The organism is Leisingera daeponensis (assembly GCF_019801465.1).
GTDB lineage: Bacteria > Pseudomonadota > Alphaproteobacteria > Rhodobacterales > Rhodobacteraceae > Leisingera > Leisingera daeponensis_A.
This window is the reverse complement of record NZ_JAHVJA010000003.1, coordinates 327,390-342,882: the sequence shown is the minus strand read 5'-3', so window position 1 is coordinate 342,882 and position 15,493 is coordinate 327,390. Positions and strand designations below refer to the sequence as shown.

Genomic DNA, 15,493 nt, shown 5'->3' with positions numbered 1-15,493 from the left:
CAGGTCATTTCGCCCACGGGCGTGATAAAAGCAGCAAAAGTGAAAGGGTTCTGGCCTTCTGTAAAGGCTTTCAGCAGAACGCTGCAGGCACTGCTGTCTTCAATCACAGGCAAAACGGCTGCCGCCAAGCCTTCTGTCGCGCCCCCCGCGCGCTGCAGCAGTTCACGTTCCCTGGCAGCAGCGCGCTCGGTGCGGTCGAGAAGGGATGCATGCGACAAACGGGTGGCCTCATCGACCACCGCATTTGTCTGGTAAATCGCGATCAGGCCCAGCGGCAGCAGCGCAAACGTCATCAGCGCAGCCAATCGGACAAGAAGACCGCCAGCCTGCAGCCGCGGCATTGAGATCATGCGGCACCCTGCTGAGCAACGATGCCAGCAGTGACAGTATCGGTCAGTTCCAACCGGCTGTCGCCGTCCAGATCCATAAGCTCCGCCAAACGGGCACGGGCGCGGTTCACCCTGCTCTTGATCGTGCCGGTTTTCACCCCGCACATCTCGGCCGCTTCTTCGTAGGAAAATCCGCTTGCGCCGACCAGCACCAGCGCTTCACGCTGTTCATCATTCAGCCGCGCAAAAGCGACTGAAAAGTCACGCATGTGAAGCCGCCCGTCATGATCGGGTTTCTGCGCCAGGCTGCCGGACAGCGCGCCGTCAGCATCTTCAACCTCCCGTTTGCGCTTGCGCCGCAACGAGTAAAAAGTGTTGCGCAGAATCGTGAAGAGCCAGGCCCGCATGTTCGAGCCAGCTTCGAATTTCTCGATATTGGTCCAAGCCTTCACCAGCGTATCCTGTACCAGATCATCTGCTGTCGCGGCATTGCGGGTCAAACTGATGGCGAACGCACGCAACGCGCCCAGATGATTGACCAGGTCGTCTCTCGGATCGGTGAATGTGTCAGTCATTTGAGGTGTGCTCCCCTGACTGCTGCGCTCTTGATTTGGCCTCCTTTTCCTTCAACTGCTTCAGAAGGTCGGTGAACCTGTCCGGCACAGGCTCACTGGCAACCTTTTCGAACGCCCGCTTGAGGTTTTCATCAATTTCGCGGTCGGCCTGTTCTTTGCGCGGCCGGGCGCGTGGTAGCTGTGTCATGAGATCCATCAGATTTTTACGCTGTTTCTGGAACCAAACGCGCTGCAGTGCGTATAGTTCCATATATACTGCAAAAAAAAGGAACGTCGCAAATGACCGCTCAATCGGGAGAACTGACCGCCAGCCAGATTGGTGCCAATCTGCCCTATCTGCGCCGCTATGCGCGGGCACTGACCGGCAGCCAAAACAGCGGCGACAAGTACGCCCTGGCCGCGTTGGAAGCCATTCTGGCCGGAGAAGCCTGCTTTGACAGCGCGCTGCCGCCGAAGGTGGCATTGTTCCGGGTCTTTCACGCGATCTGGTCTTCCACCGGAGCTCCGGCGGGAGAAGATGAGGCGGACACAGGCTTGGCTGAAAAAGCGCAGAGGCATCTGCGGCAGCTCACGCCGAACACCCGTGAAGCACTGCTGCTGCACACCATCGAGGAATTCAGTGCCGCGAGCACCGGCACCATCATGGGCGTCAGCGAAGAAGAGGCGTCTGAGCTGATCTCGATCGCTTACGAGGAAATGTCGCGCGCCACTGCTGGCCGGGTCATGATCATCGAGGATGAAGCGGTCATTGCCATGGACCTGGAGGCCATCGTCACCGGGATGGGCCACAGCGTCACCGGCATCGCCCGCACCGAGGCCCGTGCGATGGATCTAGCAGCAGAGGCGGCTTCCGATCTGATCCTTTCCGACATCCAGCTCGCCGACAATTCCAGTGGTATCGACGCCGTCAACGGCATTCTGGACAAACATGGCGACCGGCCAGTGATTTTCATTACGGCGTATCCGGAAAGGCTGCTGACCGGCGAAGGGCCTGAGCCGGCATTTCTGATCTCGAAGCCATACACCGAAGAGCAGGTGCGATCAGCAGTGAGCCAGGCTATGTTCTTTTCCTCCACCGAAACATTGAAAGTCTGACAGGCAGCTGTTCAACACCGTTCAGCATCCGGCACCCGGCCGTATTCCCGTCCGGGTTCCTCATTACCGCTGCAAAAATTGAGCCCCGCCTGTTTCAGGCGGGGCTCAATTCGGTCTGATGAGCGGGGCTGCAGCGCTGCTGCAGCCCCGCTGCCCGGTCAGGATTTGGCAATTGCGTGCAGCATCCAGGCCGCCTGTTCGTGAAAAGCTGACCGCTCCGTTGCAAGGTCCTCCGTCACGATATCGCGGCACTGGCCAGCCAGCTCAGCGAGTGCGTGCATCCGCTGTGCGATGCGCACGTGGCTGGCGGCGAGGTCCTGCGCCATTTCGCCGGCGTTGAGCTTGCCGCTTGGATCCTCAATCTTGGAGCGGTTCAGCACTTCATCCATCCGGGACGGTGCCAGATGACCCAGCGCACGGATACGTTCCGCCAGCTGGTCAGCGGCGGTGAACATGTCCTCGTATTGCTCCTCGGTCAGCTTGTGCATCGAGTAGAAAGCCGGGCCTTCCACATTCCAATGGCAAGCGTGGGTCTTGAAAACAAGGCGGTACGTGTCTGCCAGCACATCCGCCAGGCCGTCAGCGATGGCGCCGGTGTCTCGGACACCAGTATCAACTTTGCGGGGGCTCGGAACGGCGGTAAGCGCGCCAGTCATTGGAAACTCCTTTCTTTGGTTACAGGCTAGGAACTGAACGCAGGCCGGTGCGGAAAGTTCCCTTGTTCTGCTGGCAGCAACGGGAAGCGCGGCAGCGCAGCCCGGTCCGGCCTTCAGCGGGATGGGCCGTTTAGAAACCGAGCGATCATTGCCACTGCAAACAGCAGAAGGAAGATGTAGAACAGGATCTGCGCGATCCCTGCGGAGGCCACGGCAATGCCGCTGAACCCAAAGATGCCCGCGGTGACTGCAACGGCCAGGAATACAAGTGCCCAGTAAAGCATGCTGTGCCCTTTCTGTTGCGTGTGATAACCCAATAACCTGTCGCTCCGGAAAATGTTCCATGCAGACCAAAGGGAACTGCCCGTCAGTCACCGAAACAGGCACAGCCTGGCAGCATTACCAGGCGGATCAGAATCACGGATTTCTGTTGAGAAGTGCAGCTTCCCTATCAGATGAGCGGCCGCACTTCCGGGGTAAAGTCTTCGATCAAGGCCATTTTGGCGAGCGCCGGCACATTCCTGATTTTCAGCATGCCGTTTTGCCATTCGGCAAGCTTGGCATCCCGCAAGGCCTTGAGCATCTTGTTGGTATGCACCAAAGACAGGCCAAGCGCATCTGCAAGGTCCTGCTGCCGGAAAGGAAGTGGCACCGAATTGTTCACTTCCATCCCAACGGCGCGCAGCCGCTCATAGATCCGCACCAGCGCCCAAGCAATGCGCTGCCTTGCATCACGCTGTCCCAGCGAAGCAATGGTTTCACCAAGAAAATGCTCTTCGACTGCTGCAATCCACGTAAGGTCGTAGGAACGTTCCGGGTGATGCTGAAACAGTTCGAACAGCCCGGCCCGCCTGAACACGCATAATGTCATGCTGGTAGTTGCATCAACGGAGTGCTTCATCTCCCCCATCAATCCGGCCTGGAGCCCTGCAAAATCACCAGGGAACAGGAAATTGATCACCTGGCGGCGGCCGTTCTCCAGCGTCTTGTAGCGCGTGCCCATCCCTTTCAGAACGGTATAGAGCTGCGGGCTATTCGAGCCTTCCAGCAGAATTGTTGTGCCTGCATCCACCACCAATTCGCCTGTTTTGAAGGATTGGGTGAAATCAATCTCCTCGCGCGACATTGGCGTAAAAACGGCCTGTTTTCGCAGCGGGCAGTCCCTGCAGGCGGTGGCAGACATGATCTTCCCCCTCATCATTTATGTCACAGTTTAATGCGCATGCGCTGAAAAAGTTCCAAACTACCGGTTCATAGGGGAGCACGGCAATGCAAACGCGCAACCGCGATTGTGGGCATTTCTATCTGATTGCGTCCAAGGACTATCTGGTCACCTGCGATATCTGCGATACCATTCTTGATTTTGATCCGGCTGCAGAAATCAGCGTTCAGAAGGAGCACGAGGCCGCGCTGCTGGTGCTTTCGCGATACCGGAGAATCGCAGTTGCCTTCATGGAATGCGGTTCCGAAGCGGTGACCCGTTCCAAGATCGACAAAACGGTTGTAAGCCGCGGCGGCAAACTGGTGCTGATGGGAGGCGCCGCGGAAGCGGAGCTGGACATGCACTCTCCGCAGCTGCAGTGGCCGGTGCTCGCCAGGCCGATTTCGACCCGGATGATCATGTCCCACCTGCCTCGGGACCAATTTCCCGGGAACAAATACCATGTTCCCGGGTTGGTATCCTGACTGCTGTTTCCGGCAGCCCCTGCAAAAGGAGTTAAACAATGCTTGGTTGGGCACTTACATTTCTGGTGATCGCGCTGATCGCCGCACTGCTGGGATTTGGCGGTATCGCCGGCGCTTCTGCGGGTATCGCGAAGATCCTTTTCGTCATTTTCCTGGTGCTGTTCGTGGTCGCGATGATTGCGCGGGCGGTGAAGGGCAAGCCCCCGGTCTGACCCGGCTCGACCCAGTAATCCGGAGAATAAGCCCCCGGACCTCACGATAGCGGACGGCGGATTTCCTGAAGGGAACCCGCCGTCCGGCCTGTTTGGCAGCTGCTTCACTGCAGCGGCGCGGTCATCACCGCACGCGGCAGTATTTCCTCTGGCAGTGTGCGCCCCGGCCTCTCTCACGCAACGCTCAAGGATCGTGACCAGTCCGAGGGTTGCCTGCCGGGCTACGGTCTTTAAGGTTGACTGGACACAAAATCGGAGATGCTCCCATGCAAGATCTCAGCCCCGCCCCGGAGCTCAAGCCCGGGTCTGCGCAGCCAGACCTGCCGGACAATCCGCCAGCGCTTCACGAGCGGGCGTTGCATTTGCTGGCCCGCTTGCTGCCACTGTCGTTTTTCCGCCGCCCGCCCAAGATCATCATCATCGACGCCACCAACAGCTGCAATCTGCGCTGCCCGGTCTGCCCTGTGACCTTTGCTATGAAGCGCAAGCGCGGAATGATGAAACCGCATGTGTTCCGCAAGATCATCGACGATTTTAAAGACCAGCGGGAAAAGCCCGCGATCTATTTCAGCTTTTCCGGCGAGCCGACCCTGCACAAGGACCTGCCGGATTTCATCGCCTATGCCCATGAAAACGGCCATGACACCTATCTGTCGACCAACGCCACCCGCCTGACGCCGGAGATGAGCGAGCGGCTGATCCGCTCTGGCCTGGGGCGGGTAAACCTCTGCATGGACGGGTTCTCCAAGGAGGCGCAGGAGGTCTACCGGGTCAATTCCGACTTCGATAACGTCAAGGCGAGCATCGAGGAATTCCTCAGGATCAAGAAAGACCTGGGCATGAAGACTCCGATCACGGTGCTGCAGACGCTGCTCACCAGCTACTCCGAACCGCAGATGGATGAGATGGAGGCCTGGGCGCGCGACGCAGGTTTTGACCGGGTGCGGTTCAAGACCTTCTCGATCGGCTCTTACACCTCGGCAGATCAGAAGCGCGAGTTTGCCCATTTCCTGCCGCGCCAGAAGGAACTGCGCCGCCATCCGCGTCATACCAGCCACGCCATGTGCACAGTGCCGCTGTTTCAATCGGTGGTCTTCTGGAACGGCGACCTGGGGCTGTGCTGCATCGACTACGACCAGGTGATCCAGCTGCCCAATGTGGAACAGGACGGCTTTCTCGCTGCCTACCGGTCGGACGAGGCTGCCCGCGCCCGCAAGCGCGGTTTCCTCAAGCAGTTCGGCATCTGCAAGACCTGCTCCTTCTCGAACGCCGAGAATATGGGCATCCGTCGTGATCTGAAGAAATAGCGCCTGCGGCTTTCACCTTTCGTAAAAATTCCGGGGGTGAAAGCCGACAGGCCGAGGGGGCAACGCCCCCTCACCTTCACCGCTGAAGCAGGATTGGGAACCAATCTTCCCGCAAGCGCTGGCCCGGCTGCATTTCGTGTCCCGGAAACGGCGGCGATGTCGGACCGGGGCGCTCCACGTAGCGCGCATCATCTCCCACGAGCCGCAACGAGAACGCCCGGCGGCGGCTGGCAGATGTATTGCCGCGGGCGCCGTGAAGGGTTTTGAAATTGAAAGCCACCGCGTCGCCAGGCTGCATCGCATATTCGCGCACTGTCATGCCTTCGGCATCCGGATCCGGGACGGCCATGTACTGGCCTTCATCCGGAAAGAAATCCTCCTCTGACACCCATCGGGTCGGCAGGACCTCCTTCTCCCAATTGTGCGAGCCTGCCACGCAGCGCAAGGCGGCCTCCTTCACCTCGTCAAGCGGCGACCAGAAGCTGACAGTCTGCTGACCTTCGACAAAGTAGTAGGGCCCGTCCTGGTGCCAGGGGGTCGCCATCGAGGTGCCGGGCTCCTTGACAAGCACATGATCGTGGAACATTTGCACTGAAGTTGATTGCATCAGGTCCGCAGCCACTTCGGCCACCGGCGATTGCCGGATTGCCTCCTGAAACTCGGGAAACCGGGTCCAGTTGCAGTAATCGTCAAAGAATCGGCCTGTCTGACCGGCCTTTTCATTGTTCGAGGCATAAGGGCCGGGGTTTTCCATGTTGGCAGCCACTCCTGCGCGCAGCAGTTCAACTTGCTCCGCGAACAGACCGCGGATGAGGACCACACCGTCGCGCTGGTACTGATCGACCTGTTCAGGAGTAATAAGGGGGTGGACCATTGCTGCCTCCGCTGCTGAATGATGCTAATCCGATGCGTCATTCCTGCCGCGGCAAAGGTATAGTTTCAAATCATATCTTTTTAATATACCCCTCACTTCATGTTATATCTGACCCTTCGCCATTACGAGTATGTCTGCGCCGTGGCCCGGCACGGCAGCCTGTCGGCTGCGGCGGACGCGGTGCATGTCAGCCAGCCTGCCCTCTCCGCTGCGTTGAGCCGGGTCGAAGAGCATCTGGGCCACGCGCTGTTTTTACGCAGACGCGGCACGGCGCTGGCGCTTACCCCGCAAGGGCGGCGGTTTGCCGAACAGGCACAGACGTTGCTGGATCGGGCCACACAGCTGGAAAACCCGAAGGGTGGCGCTGCCGCGCAGGAACTGGTGCTGGTCTGTTTTTCCGACCTCGCGCCCTTTCTGCTGGCGCCCGCACTGAAGGCCTTGCGCCAGGCCCTGCCGGAAGTGAAGGTCAGCCACCGCACCTGCGGCTTTGCCCCGCTGATCTCCGCGCTGAGCCAAGGCGAGGCAGATCTTGCCATAACCTATGACCTGGGCCTGGATGCGGCGTTCAGCCGGGCGGAATTGGACAGAATTGCGCCGCACGCTCTGGTGCCTCCGGACCACGCACTGGCCCGGCAGCGCGGTGTTTCTTTGGCTGAACTGTCTGAGCACCCGCTGGTGATGTCCCAAGAGGGGCTGTCAGTTCAGCACATGCTAGGGCTATTCAAGGCGCACGGACTGGTGCCGCGGATCGCGCACCGGGCAGATTCGCTGGAGCTGCTGCGCAGTTTCGCGGCCAACGGCGAGGGGGTGGGCATCAGCTACAGTTTGCCGCCTGGCGGGAGGAGTTATGACGGCAAACCCCTATGCGAGGTGCCGGTCACGGACGCGGCGGCACATGAGCCGGTGATTCTTGCGGCCCATGCAGAAATGCCGGAGGTCTCCCCAGCAGCCACAGCACATGAAATCCTCCGCACTGTGCTAAGCGCCCGCCGGTCAGACCTTGCGCAGACGGATCACAACATCGACTGATGCGATTTCCATCCCCTCAGGCGCTTCCGGCAGTTTGTGAATCACCAGTTCCTGCGCCGGCGCATCGCTGACGCGGCCCTCGTCCTCCCAGAAGAAATGGGGATGGTCGTGGGTGTTTGTGTCGAAATAGCTCTTGGAGCCGTCCAGCGGGATTTCCTGCAGCACGCCAGCATCGCAAAAGGCGCGCAGCGTATTGTAGACCGTGGCCAGCGACACCGCGGCACCGTTTTTCTTGGCCGACTCGAACAGGCTTTCCGCAGTGATATGGCGGTGCTTGCCGTCACCCACCAGCAATTCGGCAAGCGCAACCCGCTGCCGGGTGGGCCTCAGCCCGGCATCTGTCAGCCAGCGTGTGGCCACTTCTTCGCTGTTTGGCGTCATGAGCAGGTCCTGCATCGCGTTGCTGACCGTATATATAGGAGCAACGTCCCGGGGTTTTCAAATGAAATTCATTCGCAGCTGACAGGCCGCTTCCAGTGCGCATGTGGCACAATCAGCGCAGGAAGTGACGCGGGGTCCCCTTGCAGGACCCTTTGGCCGGGTGCTACAGGGATCCAAATATATATACACGAACCTCAGGCAGGAGATGCGCCCGAATGGCTGATTACCCCAGCAGTTTTGACAAGGAAGATTTGCTGAAATGCGCGAGGGGCGAGCTGTTCGGGCCAGGCAACGCCCAGCTGCCGGCGCCGCCGATGCTGATGATGGATCGCATCACCGAAATTTCCGGCGATGGCGGCGAGCATGGCAAGGGCCATGTGATCGCCGAGTTTGACATCACTCCGGGCCTTTGGTTCTTCGACTGCCATTTTCCCGGCAACCCGATCATGCCGGGCTGCCTGGGTCTCGACGGCCTGTGGCAGCTGACCGGCTTCAACCTCGGCTGGCGCGGCTGGCAGGGCCGCGGCTACGCGCTGGGTGTCGGCGAGGTCAAGCTGACCGGCATGGTCCGCCCGGACCGCAAGATGCTGACCTACAGCGTTAACTTCACCAAGGCCGTGCAAACCCGCCGCCTGACCATGGGCGTCGCGGATGGCATCGTCGAGGCAGACGGTGAGGTGATCTATCAGGTCAAGGACATGAAAGTGGCCCTGTCCGAAAGCTGATAAGCTTTCCGGCAGGACGAAAGTCACAGAAACAGGAGTACGCACATGCGCCGCGTCGTCGTCACCGGTTTGGGGATTGTCTCCTCCATCGGGAACAATGCCGAGGAGGTTCTTTCCTCTTTGAAGGCCGGAAAGTCCGGCATCGTTGCCAGCCCGGAAATGGCCGAGCACGGCTTCCGCAGCCAGGTAGCAGGCACGCTGAAGATCGACGTGGCCGAGCATGTGGACAAGCGCACCCTGCGTTTCATGGGCCCTGGTGCGGCCTATGCGCATATTGCCATGAGCCAGGCGATTGCGGACGCGGACCTCAGTGAAGATCAGGTGGTGAACGAGCGCACCGGCCTTGTCGCTGGGTCCGGCGGCCCGTCGACCTCTGCCATGCTGACCGCGCATCAGACTGTCCTGAAATCCGGCGCGACCAAGCGCATCGGCCCCTTTGCAGTGCCGAAGTGCATGTCCTCCACAATTTCGGCCAACTTGGCGACTGCCTTCAAGATCAAAGGCATCAACTACTCCATCACCTCGGCCTGCTCGACCTCGCTGCATTGCATCGGCAACGCGGCAGAGCAGATCATGATGGGCAAGCAGGACGTGATGTTCGCCGGCGGCGGCGAGGAGCTGGACTGGACCCTCAGCTGCCTTTTCGACGCCATGGGCGCGATGTCCTCCAAGAAGAACGACGAGCCGGAGAAAGCCTCCCGTGCCTTTGACCAGGACCGCGACGGTTTCGTGATCTCCGGCGGCGGTGGCATCGTGGTGCTGGAGGATCTGGAGCACGCGCTGGCCCGCGGCGCCAAGATCTATGCCGAAGTAACCGGATTTGCTGCAACCTCCGACGGCCACGACATGGTGGCGCCCTCCGGTGAAGGCGGCGAGCGGGCGATGCGGCTGGCGCTGTCCACCCTGCCCGAAGGGCGCAAGGTGGACTACATCAACGCGCACGGCACTTCGACCCCGGTCGGAGATGTTGGCGAAGTTGAAGCCGCCCGCCGCGTCTTTGGCGAAGGCAATGTGCCCCCGATCTCTTCGACCAAGTCGATGACCGGTCACGCTCAGGGTGCCGCCGGCGCGCTGGAGGCAATCTTTTGCCTGCTGATGCTGGACAACGATTTCATTACCCCGTCGATCAATGTCGACACGCTCGCCGAAGGCATCCTGCCTGGCGAGATTGCCACCAGCCTGGTGGAAAACGCCGGCCTCGACTCGGTGATGACCAACAGCTTCGGCTTTGGCGGCACTAACGGCTCGATGGTTCTGAGCAAGTACAAGGAATAATTGACGATGGCGGGATTGCTGACAGGCAAACGCGGCCTGATTATGGGCGTTGCCAATGACCGCTCCATCGCCTGGGGTATTGCCAAGGCCATGGCGGAGGCCGGGGCTGAGCTGGCATTCACCTACCAGGGCGAGGCCTTTGGCAAACGGCTTGAGCCGCTGGCGCAGAGCGTCGGCTCTGACTTCATGGTTGATGTGGATGTGACCGATGATGCCTCGCTGGACACGGCGTTCGAGGAACTGGCTGCGCGCTGGCCTTCGATCGACTTCGTGGTTCATGCCATCGCGTATTCGGACAAGTCTGAGCTGACCGGGCGGTTCCTGAACACCACCCGCTCCAACTTCAAGAACTCGATGGATATTTCCGCCTACTCCTTCATCGAGGTCGCGCGCCGCGCCTATCCGATGATGAAGGATAACGGCGGCACTCTGCTGACTCTGACCTATCAGGGGTCGAACCGGGTGGTCCCGAACTACAACGTGATGGGTGTTGCCAAGGCTGCGCTTGAATCAGCGACCCGCTATCTGGCCAATGATCTGGGCCCCGAGGGCATCCGGGTGAACGCAATCTCGCCTGGCCCGATGAAAACCCTTGCCGGTGCCGCCATCGGCGGTGCGCGCAAGACATTCAAACACACTGCCCAGAACGCACCGCTGCGCGACAACGCAACACTGGAGGCAGTGGGCGGCACAGCGGTCTATCTGGCATCCGATGCAGGCGCCTGCACCACCGGTGAGATCATTCGCGTGGACGGTGGCTTCCATGTTCTGGGAATGCCGCAACCGGATCACCTGTAGGGGCCAGAAACGGATTCTGTATGAAAAAAAGGCGCCCTTCCGGGCGCCTTTTTTTCTTGTTGCAAGTGCCCCTCTCATTGCTGGTTCCAGCAAGATTACCCGGCAGTTAACACTTTCGAATCCAGCTTCCCGGCACAGGCTTTTTCCTTAGACACCTCAAGGCTTAAGGGTTGGCCGGCGGGGGAGCCTGCTTACATCAGCTCAGTTGACTGAAACCAGTTCGATGTCGAACACCAGATCCTTGCCCGCCAAAAAGTGATTGGCATCCAGCGTCACGGTCTCTTCGCTGACTTCCACCACAGTCACCGGCAATACCTGGCCATCGGGGCTTTGCATCTGCAGCTGGGTGCCGAGGTCCAGAGGAATATCCGCCGGGATACCTTCGCGCGGGATTTCCTGGCGCGCGGCAGGATTTATCGGGCCATAGGCTTCGGCCGAGGGGATTTCGAGGGTTTTCTTTTCTCCCACGCCCATGCCTTCCAGGCCTGCGTCCATCCCCGCGATCACCTGACCGGTGCCTACTGTGAATTCCAGAGGGTCGCGCCCTTCGGAACTGTCGAAAACGGTGCCGTCCGTCAGCTTGCCTGTGTAATGGATGCGCACGGTGTCGCCGTTCTTTACCCCGGTCATGAGACCTCCAATCGGTTACGGGTTGATAAAGGGGCGCAGCCTAGCGTTCGGGGACGTGATGTAAACCCGTATGGGTACAATTTCCTGCTTTGCCGTCTCGCCGCCTTCGTGCAACTTTCACCGCAAGGGAGGAACCGATGCCGATTACCACCTGTATTTTCGATGCCTATGGAACGCTGTTCGATGTCGCAGCTGCTGCCAGACAAGCGGCCGGCGAGCCCGAATTTCCGCATTTGCAGGACAACTGGGCTGAGCTGGCCAATCACTGGCGGCTGAAGCAGCTGCAATACACTTGGCTGCGCGCGATAACCAATGCCCACACCGATTTCTGGGAGGTGACGCAGGACGGGCTCGACTGGGCAATGGAGTCGGCAGGACTGGCAGGCGACCGGGCGTTGCGCCAGCGGCTTCTTGATCTGTACTGGGAACTGCAGCCTTACCCGGAAGTCCCTGCAATGCTGGAGACGCTGAAGCATGCGGGGATGAACATTGCAATCCTGTCGAACGGTTCGCCTGCGATGCTCGACGGCGCAGTGCAGTCTGCGGGGTTGGGCGATGTGCTGGATGATGTGCTGTCAGTGGAAAGCGTTGGCATCTTCAAACCTGATGCCCGGGTCTATGATCTGGTCGGGAAAAGGTTCGGCTGCGAAAGTAAAGAGGTGCTGTTCGTCTCCTCCAACGGCTGGGATGCTGCCGGCGCATCGGGGTATGGGTTTGTCACCGCGTGGGTCAACCGCGCTGATGAGCCGGTGGATCGCATGCCCTGGAAGCCATCGCACATCCTGCCGGATCTGACAGCCATCCCCCACCTGGTGGAAAGCTGAACGCAGCTATGCCATTTTTCAACACTTCGGACGGGCTGAGCCTGCACTATTCCGACAAGGGGAACGGGGTTCCGCTTCTGTGCCTGGCCGGCCTCACTCGCGACAGCCGGGACTTCCGGTATTTTGCGCCGCATGCAGCGTGTTACCGGATGATCACATTGGACTCCCGCGGCCGCGGACAGTCGGATTATGATCCAGAGTTCATGAACTACAACGTTCTGCGCGAAGCACAGGATGCTCTGGAGCTGCTCGACCACCTTGGGCTTGCGCAAGCCGCCATCCTTGGCACCTCGCGCGGCGGGCTGGTGGCAATGACGCTGGCAGCGATCGCGCGGGCGAGGCTTTCGGCTGTGATCCTAAATGATGTCGGCCCCGAGATTCCGCCCGGCGGAATTGCCCGGATTATGGAATATGTGGGCCGCCGCCCCGCTGCGAAGACCTGGGAAAGAGCCGCAGAGACCCTTGGCTCCCTAATGGAGCATGCATTTCCGGATGTCCCTACCTCCCGCTGGCGCGAGGAGGTTGAAGCCTTTTATGTTCAAACCCCGCAGGGGCTTTCCTTACGCTATGACCCGCGCCTGCGCGACGCGTTGCTGGAACAAGCAGAGACAGGGCCAGCCCCGGATCTCTGGCCCTTGTTCCTGGCACTGGACGGCGTGCCCTGCGGTGTGATCCGCGGGGCGAACTCCGATATTCTGAGCGCCGGAACCTTCGCGGAGATGCAGCGCCGCCTGTCCGCCTTGCAAGCCGCAGAAATTCCAAACCGCGGCCATGTGCCCTTTCTGGACGAGCCGGAAGCCCTCGCCCTCATCCATTCAGTCCTGGACCAAATCAAATGACTTCTATTGCAATGATCGAAGCCGCTGCGGCACGGCTCAAGAGCCATGTCCGCAGGACCCCGCTCCTGTCCTCGCCGTTTCTGGACGGGATCGCCGGGCGACGCCTGCTGGTGAAGGCTGAATGCCTGCAGCATACAGGGTCCTTCAAGTTCCGCGGCGGCTGGTCAGCGGTCTCGGCTCTGACAGAAGAGGACCGGAAACGCGGAGTGATTGCCTATTCCAGCGGCAACCATGCTCAGGGCGTGGCCGCAGCTGCCAAAGCGCATGGCGCACCTGCGGTGATCGTGATGCCTGCAGATGCACCACAGCTGAAAATCCGTAACACCCGTGATCTGGGCGCGGAGGTGGTCCTGTATGACCGTTCCGGCGGCGAGAGCCGGGAAGCCGTCGGCGCTCGACACGCGGAAGAGCGCGGCCTGACGCTTATCAAGCCCTATGACGAGCCGCTGGTGATTGCCGGCCAGGGCACCTGCGGGCTGGAAATCGCAGAGCAAGCCGCCTTCGAGGGCGTCACCCGGGCAGATGTGCTGGTGAACTGCGGCGGCGGCGGGCTGTCCTCTGGCATTGCGCTGGCGCTGGAGGCCCGTGCGCCGGGTCTGCGAGTGCGCCCTGTGGAGCCGGAGGGTTTTGACGATGTCACCCGGTCCCTGGCCTCAGGCCAGGTACAGCGTAACTCAAGCCAGTCCGGCTCTATCTGCGACGCCATCCTGACACCGCAACCGGGAGAGATCACCTTTCCCATTGTCAGCCGTCTGTGCGGTCCCGGGGTTGTAATCACAGAAGATGAGGCGATGCGGGCCATGGCGCTGGCTTTCTTACGGCTGAAAATTGTGCTGGAACCCGGCGGTGCAGCTTCTCTGGCGGCGGCTTTGTTCCACGGGGACCAGATCGAGGGCGATGCAGTGGTCGCAGTCGCAACTGGCGGCAATGTGGACGCAGACCTATTCCGGGAGGCGCTCACGCGTTATGCTTAAGACCGGGCCGTGTGATTGCTGCGCGGCAGCCAGGGGGACACGTTATGACCCGTTTTACAATCGCCTCGTTCAATGTCAAAAACCTGATCGGCCCCGAGCGGGAGTACTACCGCTTTCAAAGTTACACGCCTGAAGAGTACGCATGGAAAGCCGATTGGATGGCCGACCAGCTGCTGACGCTTAACGCGGATATTGTCGGTTTTCAGGAAGTTTTCGAAGAAGCTCCGCTGCGCCAGGTGATTGTCGAAACCGACCGGCGCGGGGCTCAAGCCAATGCAGCCAGCATCCCGGACCCGTCCAAGCGCTATCACCGCAAGGCAATATTCCAGAAGCTGGCCTATGGCTCCTATGCCGAAGCGGAGCTCGCTTTTGCAGCGAACCTCAATGACACGGACGAGTCGGGCAAGCGGCGGCCTGGACTCGCGGTACTGTCCCGCTTCGGTTTTGCCGATGAACCCGAGGTTATCCAGGATCTCGAGCAGCCGCTGGATATACCTATGGCATGTCTTGGAGAAGAAGACGATGCGGGGTTTTATACCCTGCGCCGCCTGTCGCGCCCGATACTCAAGGTGCAGGTGCCGGTCGGAAAACAGGTGATCAGCGTCTTCAATTGCCACCTGAAGTCGAAGCTTGGCGAATACATCAATCCGCAAGGTGCCCCGTACCCGCCTGAAACCGTGCTGACGGCCTATGATGCAGCGGGCCGGGCGATGGGAGCGCTGCGCGCGGCGCTCAGGCGGATGGGCGAAGCTTGGGTGCTGCGCCGCGCCGTGCTGGAGGAGCTGGAGCAAGGCCGCCCGGTGATGGTTCTGGGGGATTTCAACGATGGCGAACACGCGGTCAGCAGCGAAATCATCTCCGGCGAGGTGCCATTCAAAAACTATACATGGATGCTGCGCCATGATGCCCAGCACCCGGCCGACCGTTACAGCAAAGAAGAGGACGCAAAGATCCGCGAAGCTATCGACCGGGTGCGACTGCGCTCTGCTGAGAATATGTTCCTGCGGAAATCCCTGCGCGATGTGGTTTACACCACCGCCTTTGGCGGTGTGCACGAAAGTATCGACCAGATTTACATGTCCCGCCACTTTGATCCTGCCTGGCCCGGCGCTGTGGGCGGGATGCACTATTACAGCGTCTTCAACGACCACCTGACTGATGGCAGTCATCCGGAAGCGCCATACAACAAACTGGCCTCGGATCACGGGCAGATAATGGCCCATATGGAACTGCGCGGCTGAGTGCAGCCGGTTGCTTTACCTCCCTGCCCCGGCACGGGTAGAC

At 60.3% G+C, this 15,493-nt stretch carries 20 protein-coding genes; 12 read left to right on the top strand and 8 right to left on the bottom strand.

Annotated features, from left to right (window positions below):
* Positions 1-346: 346 nt before the first annotated feature.
* Positions 347-904 (bottom strand): RNA polymerase sigma factor, encoded by a 558-nt coding sequence (locus KUV26_RS10000; RefSeq protein WP_222503384.1) that lies wholly within the window; start codon positions 902-904, stop codon positions 347-349.
* A complete protein-coding gene (locus KUV26_RS09995) occupies positions 897-1,154 on the bottom strand; it encodes a NepR family anti-sigma factor (protein ID WP_261399817.1) in 258 nt (85 codons plus the stop codon). The genes KUV26_RS10000 and KUV26_RS09995 overlap by 8 nt, the downstream gene beginning before the upstream one ends.
* A gap of 29 nt (positions 1,155-1,183) precedes the next feature.
* Here KUV26_RS09995 and KUV26_RS09990 point away from each other — a divergent pair, with 29 nt between their 5' ends.
* Positions 1,184-1,999, top strand: coding sequence for a response regulator (locus KUV26_RS09990; protein ID WP_222508228.1), 816 nt, complete (start codon positions 1,184-1,186; stop codon positions 1,997-1,999).
* Between the two features lie 158 nt (positions 2,000-2,157).
* Here KUV26_RS09990 and KUV26_RS09985 read toward each other — a convergent pair whose 3' ends face one another.
* The 3 genes from KUV26_RS09985 to KUV26_RS09975 form a co-directional block, all read right to left on the bottom strand.
* A complete protein-coding gene (locus KUV26_RS09985) occupies positions 2,158-2,655 on the bottom strand; it encodes a Dps family protein (protein ID WP_222508227.1) in 498 nt (165 codons plus the stop codon).
* A gap of 113 nt (positions 2,656-2,768) precedes the next feature.
* The gene (locus tag KUV26_RS09980) at positions 2,769-2,939 is read right to left on the bottom strand and encodes a DUF1328 domain-containing protein (protein ID WP_222503381.1); all 171 of its coding nucleotides are present in this window, start codon (positions 2,937-2,939) and stop codon (positions 2,769-2,771) included.
* A 167-nt stretch (positions 2,940-3,106) separates the two neighbouring features.
* Positions 3,107-3,838 (bottom strand): Crp/Fnr family transcriptional regulator, encoded by a 732-nt coding sequence (locus tag KUV26_RS09975; protein ID WP_222503380.1) that lies wholly within the window; start codon positions 3,836-3,838, stop codon positions 3,107-3,109.
* An 86-nt stretch (positions 3,839-3,924) separates the two neighbouring features.
* On the opposite strand from KUV26_RS09975, the gene KUV26_RS09970 reads away from it, so the two are divergent.
* The 3 genes from KUV26_RS09970 (at position 3,925) to KUV26_RS09960 (ending at position 5,860) form a co-directional block, all read left to right on the top strand.
* Positions 3,925-4,341, top strand: a complete 417-nt coding sequence (locus KUV26_RS09970; RefSeq protein ID WP_222503379.1) for a hypothetical protein — start codon at positions 3,925-3,927, stop codon at positions 4,339-4,341.
* A gap of 38 nt (positions 4,342-4,379) precedes the next feature.
* Positions 4,380-4,553, top strand: a complete 174-nt coding sequence (locus KUV26_RS09965) for a DUF1328 domain-containing protein (RefSeq protein WP_222503378.1) — start codon at positions 4,380-4,382, stop codon at positions 4,551-4,553.
* Between the two features lie 266 nt (positions 4,554-4,819).
* The gene (locus KUV26_RS09960; protein WP_222503377.1) at positions 4,820-5,860 is read left to right on the top strand and encodes a radical SAM/SPASM domain-containing protein; all 1,041 of its coding nucleotides are present in this window, start codon (positions 4,820-4,822) and stop codon (positions 5,858-5,860) included.
* 76 nt (positions 5,861-5,936) lie between these two features.
* Here the strand turns inward: KUV26_RS09960 and KUV26_RS09955 are convergent, their stop codons facing one another.
* A complete protein-coding gene (locus KUV26_RS09955) occupies positions 5,937-6,734 on the bottom strand; it encodes a phytanoyl-CoA dioxygenase family protein (protein WP_222503376.1) in 798 nt (265 codons plus the stop codon).
* 99 nt (positions 6,735-6,833) lie between these two features.
* Here KUV26_RS09955 and KUV26_RS09950 point away from each other — a divergent pair, with 99 nt between their 5' ends.
* The gene (locus tag KUV26_RS09950; RefSeq protein WP_222508226.1) at positions 6,834-7,763 is read left to right on the top strand and encodes a LysR family transcriptional regulator; all 930 of its coding nucleotides are present in this window, start codon (positions 6,834-6,836) and stop codon (positions 7,761-7,763) included.
* Here KUV26_RS09950 and irrA read toward each other — a convergent pair.
* Entirely contained in the window at positions 7,728-8,144 is a 417-nt protein-coding gene (gene irrA / locus KUV26_RS09945; protein ID WP_065265869.1) for an iron response transcriptional regulator IrrA, read from the bottom strand. The genes KUV26_RS09950 and irrA overlap by 36 nt on opposite strands.
* 215 nt (positions 8,145-8,359) lie before the next feature.
* On the opposite strand from irrA, the gene fabA reads away from it, so the two are divergent.
* The 3 genes from fabA to KUV26_RS09930 are packed head-to-tail and all read left to right on the top strand — an operon-like array spanning position 8,360 to position 10,942.
* Positions 8,360-8,869 carry a bifunctional 3-hydroxydecanoyl-ACP dehydratase/trans-2-decenoyl-ACP isomerase gene (fabA, locus tag KUV26_RS09940; RefSeq protein WP_222508225.1) on the top strand — a complete coding sequence of 170 codons (510 nt, stop codon included), beginning with the start codon at positions 8,360-8,362 and terminating at the stop codon, positions 8,867-8,869.
* A gap of 45 nt (positions 8,870-8,914) precedes the next feature.
* Positions 8,915-10,144, top strand: coding sequence for a beta-ketoacyl-ACP synthase I (gene fabB, locus KUV26_RS09935; protein ID WP_222508224.1), 1,230 nt, complete (start codon positions 8,915-8,917; stop codon positions 10,142-10,144).
* A 6-nt stretch (positions 10,145-10,150) separates the two neighbouring features.
* A complete protein-coding gene (locus KUV26_RS09930; protein ID WP_222508223.1) occupies positions 10,151-10,942 on the top strand; it encodes an enoyl-ACP reductase in 792 nt (263 codons plus the stop codon).
* 201 nt (positions 10,943-11,143) lie between these two features.
* Here the strand turns inward: KUV26_RS09930 and KUV26_RS09925 are convergent, their stop codons facing one another.
* A complete protein-coding gene (locus KUV26_RS09925) occupies positions 11,144-11,572 on the bottom strand; it encodes a peptidylprolyl isomerase (RefSeq protein ID WP_222503371.1) in 429 nt (142 codons plus the stop codon).
* 137 nt (positions 11,573-11,709) lie between these two features.
* On the opposite strand from KUV26_RS09925, the gene KUV26_RS09920 reads away from it, so the two are divergent.
* From KUV26_RS09920 to KUV26_RS09905, 4 genes are read left to right on the top strand one after another with little or no spacing between them, the layout of a single operon-like run.
* The gene (locus tag KUV26_RS09920; RefSeq protein WP_222508222.1) at positions 11,710-12,396 is read left to right on the top strand and encodes a haloacid dehalogenase type II; all 687 of its coding nucleotides are present in this window, start codon (positions 11,710-11,712) and stop codon (positions 12,394-12,396) included.
* A gap of 8 nt (positions 12,397-12,404) precedes the next feature.
* Positions 12,405-13,235 (top strand): alpha/beta fold hydrolase, encoded by an 831-nt coding sequence (locus KUV26_RS09915; protein WP_222508221.1) that lies wholly within the window; start codon positions 12,405-12,407, stop codon positions 13,233-13,235.
* Entirely contained in the window at positions 13,232-14,209 is a 978-nt protein-coding gene (locus KUV26_RS09910; protein WP_222508220.1) for a threonine/serine dehydratase, read from the top strand. The genes KUV26_RS09915 and KUV26_RS09910 overlap by 4 nt, the downstream gene beginning before the upstream one ends.
* A 44-nt stretch (positions 14,210-14,253) precedes the next feature.
* On the top strand, positions 14,254-15,450 hold the full coding sequence (locus KUV26_RS09905; protein WP_222508219.1) for an endonuclease/exonuclease/phosphatase family protein: 1,197 nt from the start codon (positions 14,254-14,256) through the stop codon (positions 15,448-15,450).
* Positions 15,451-15,493: the final 43 nt, after the last annotated feature.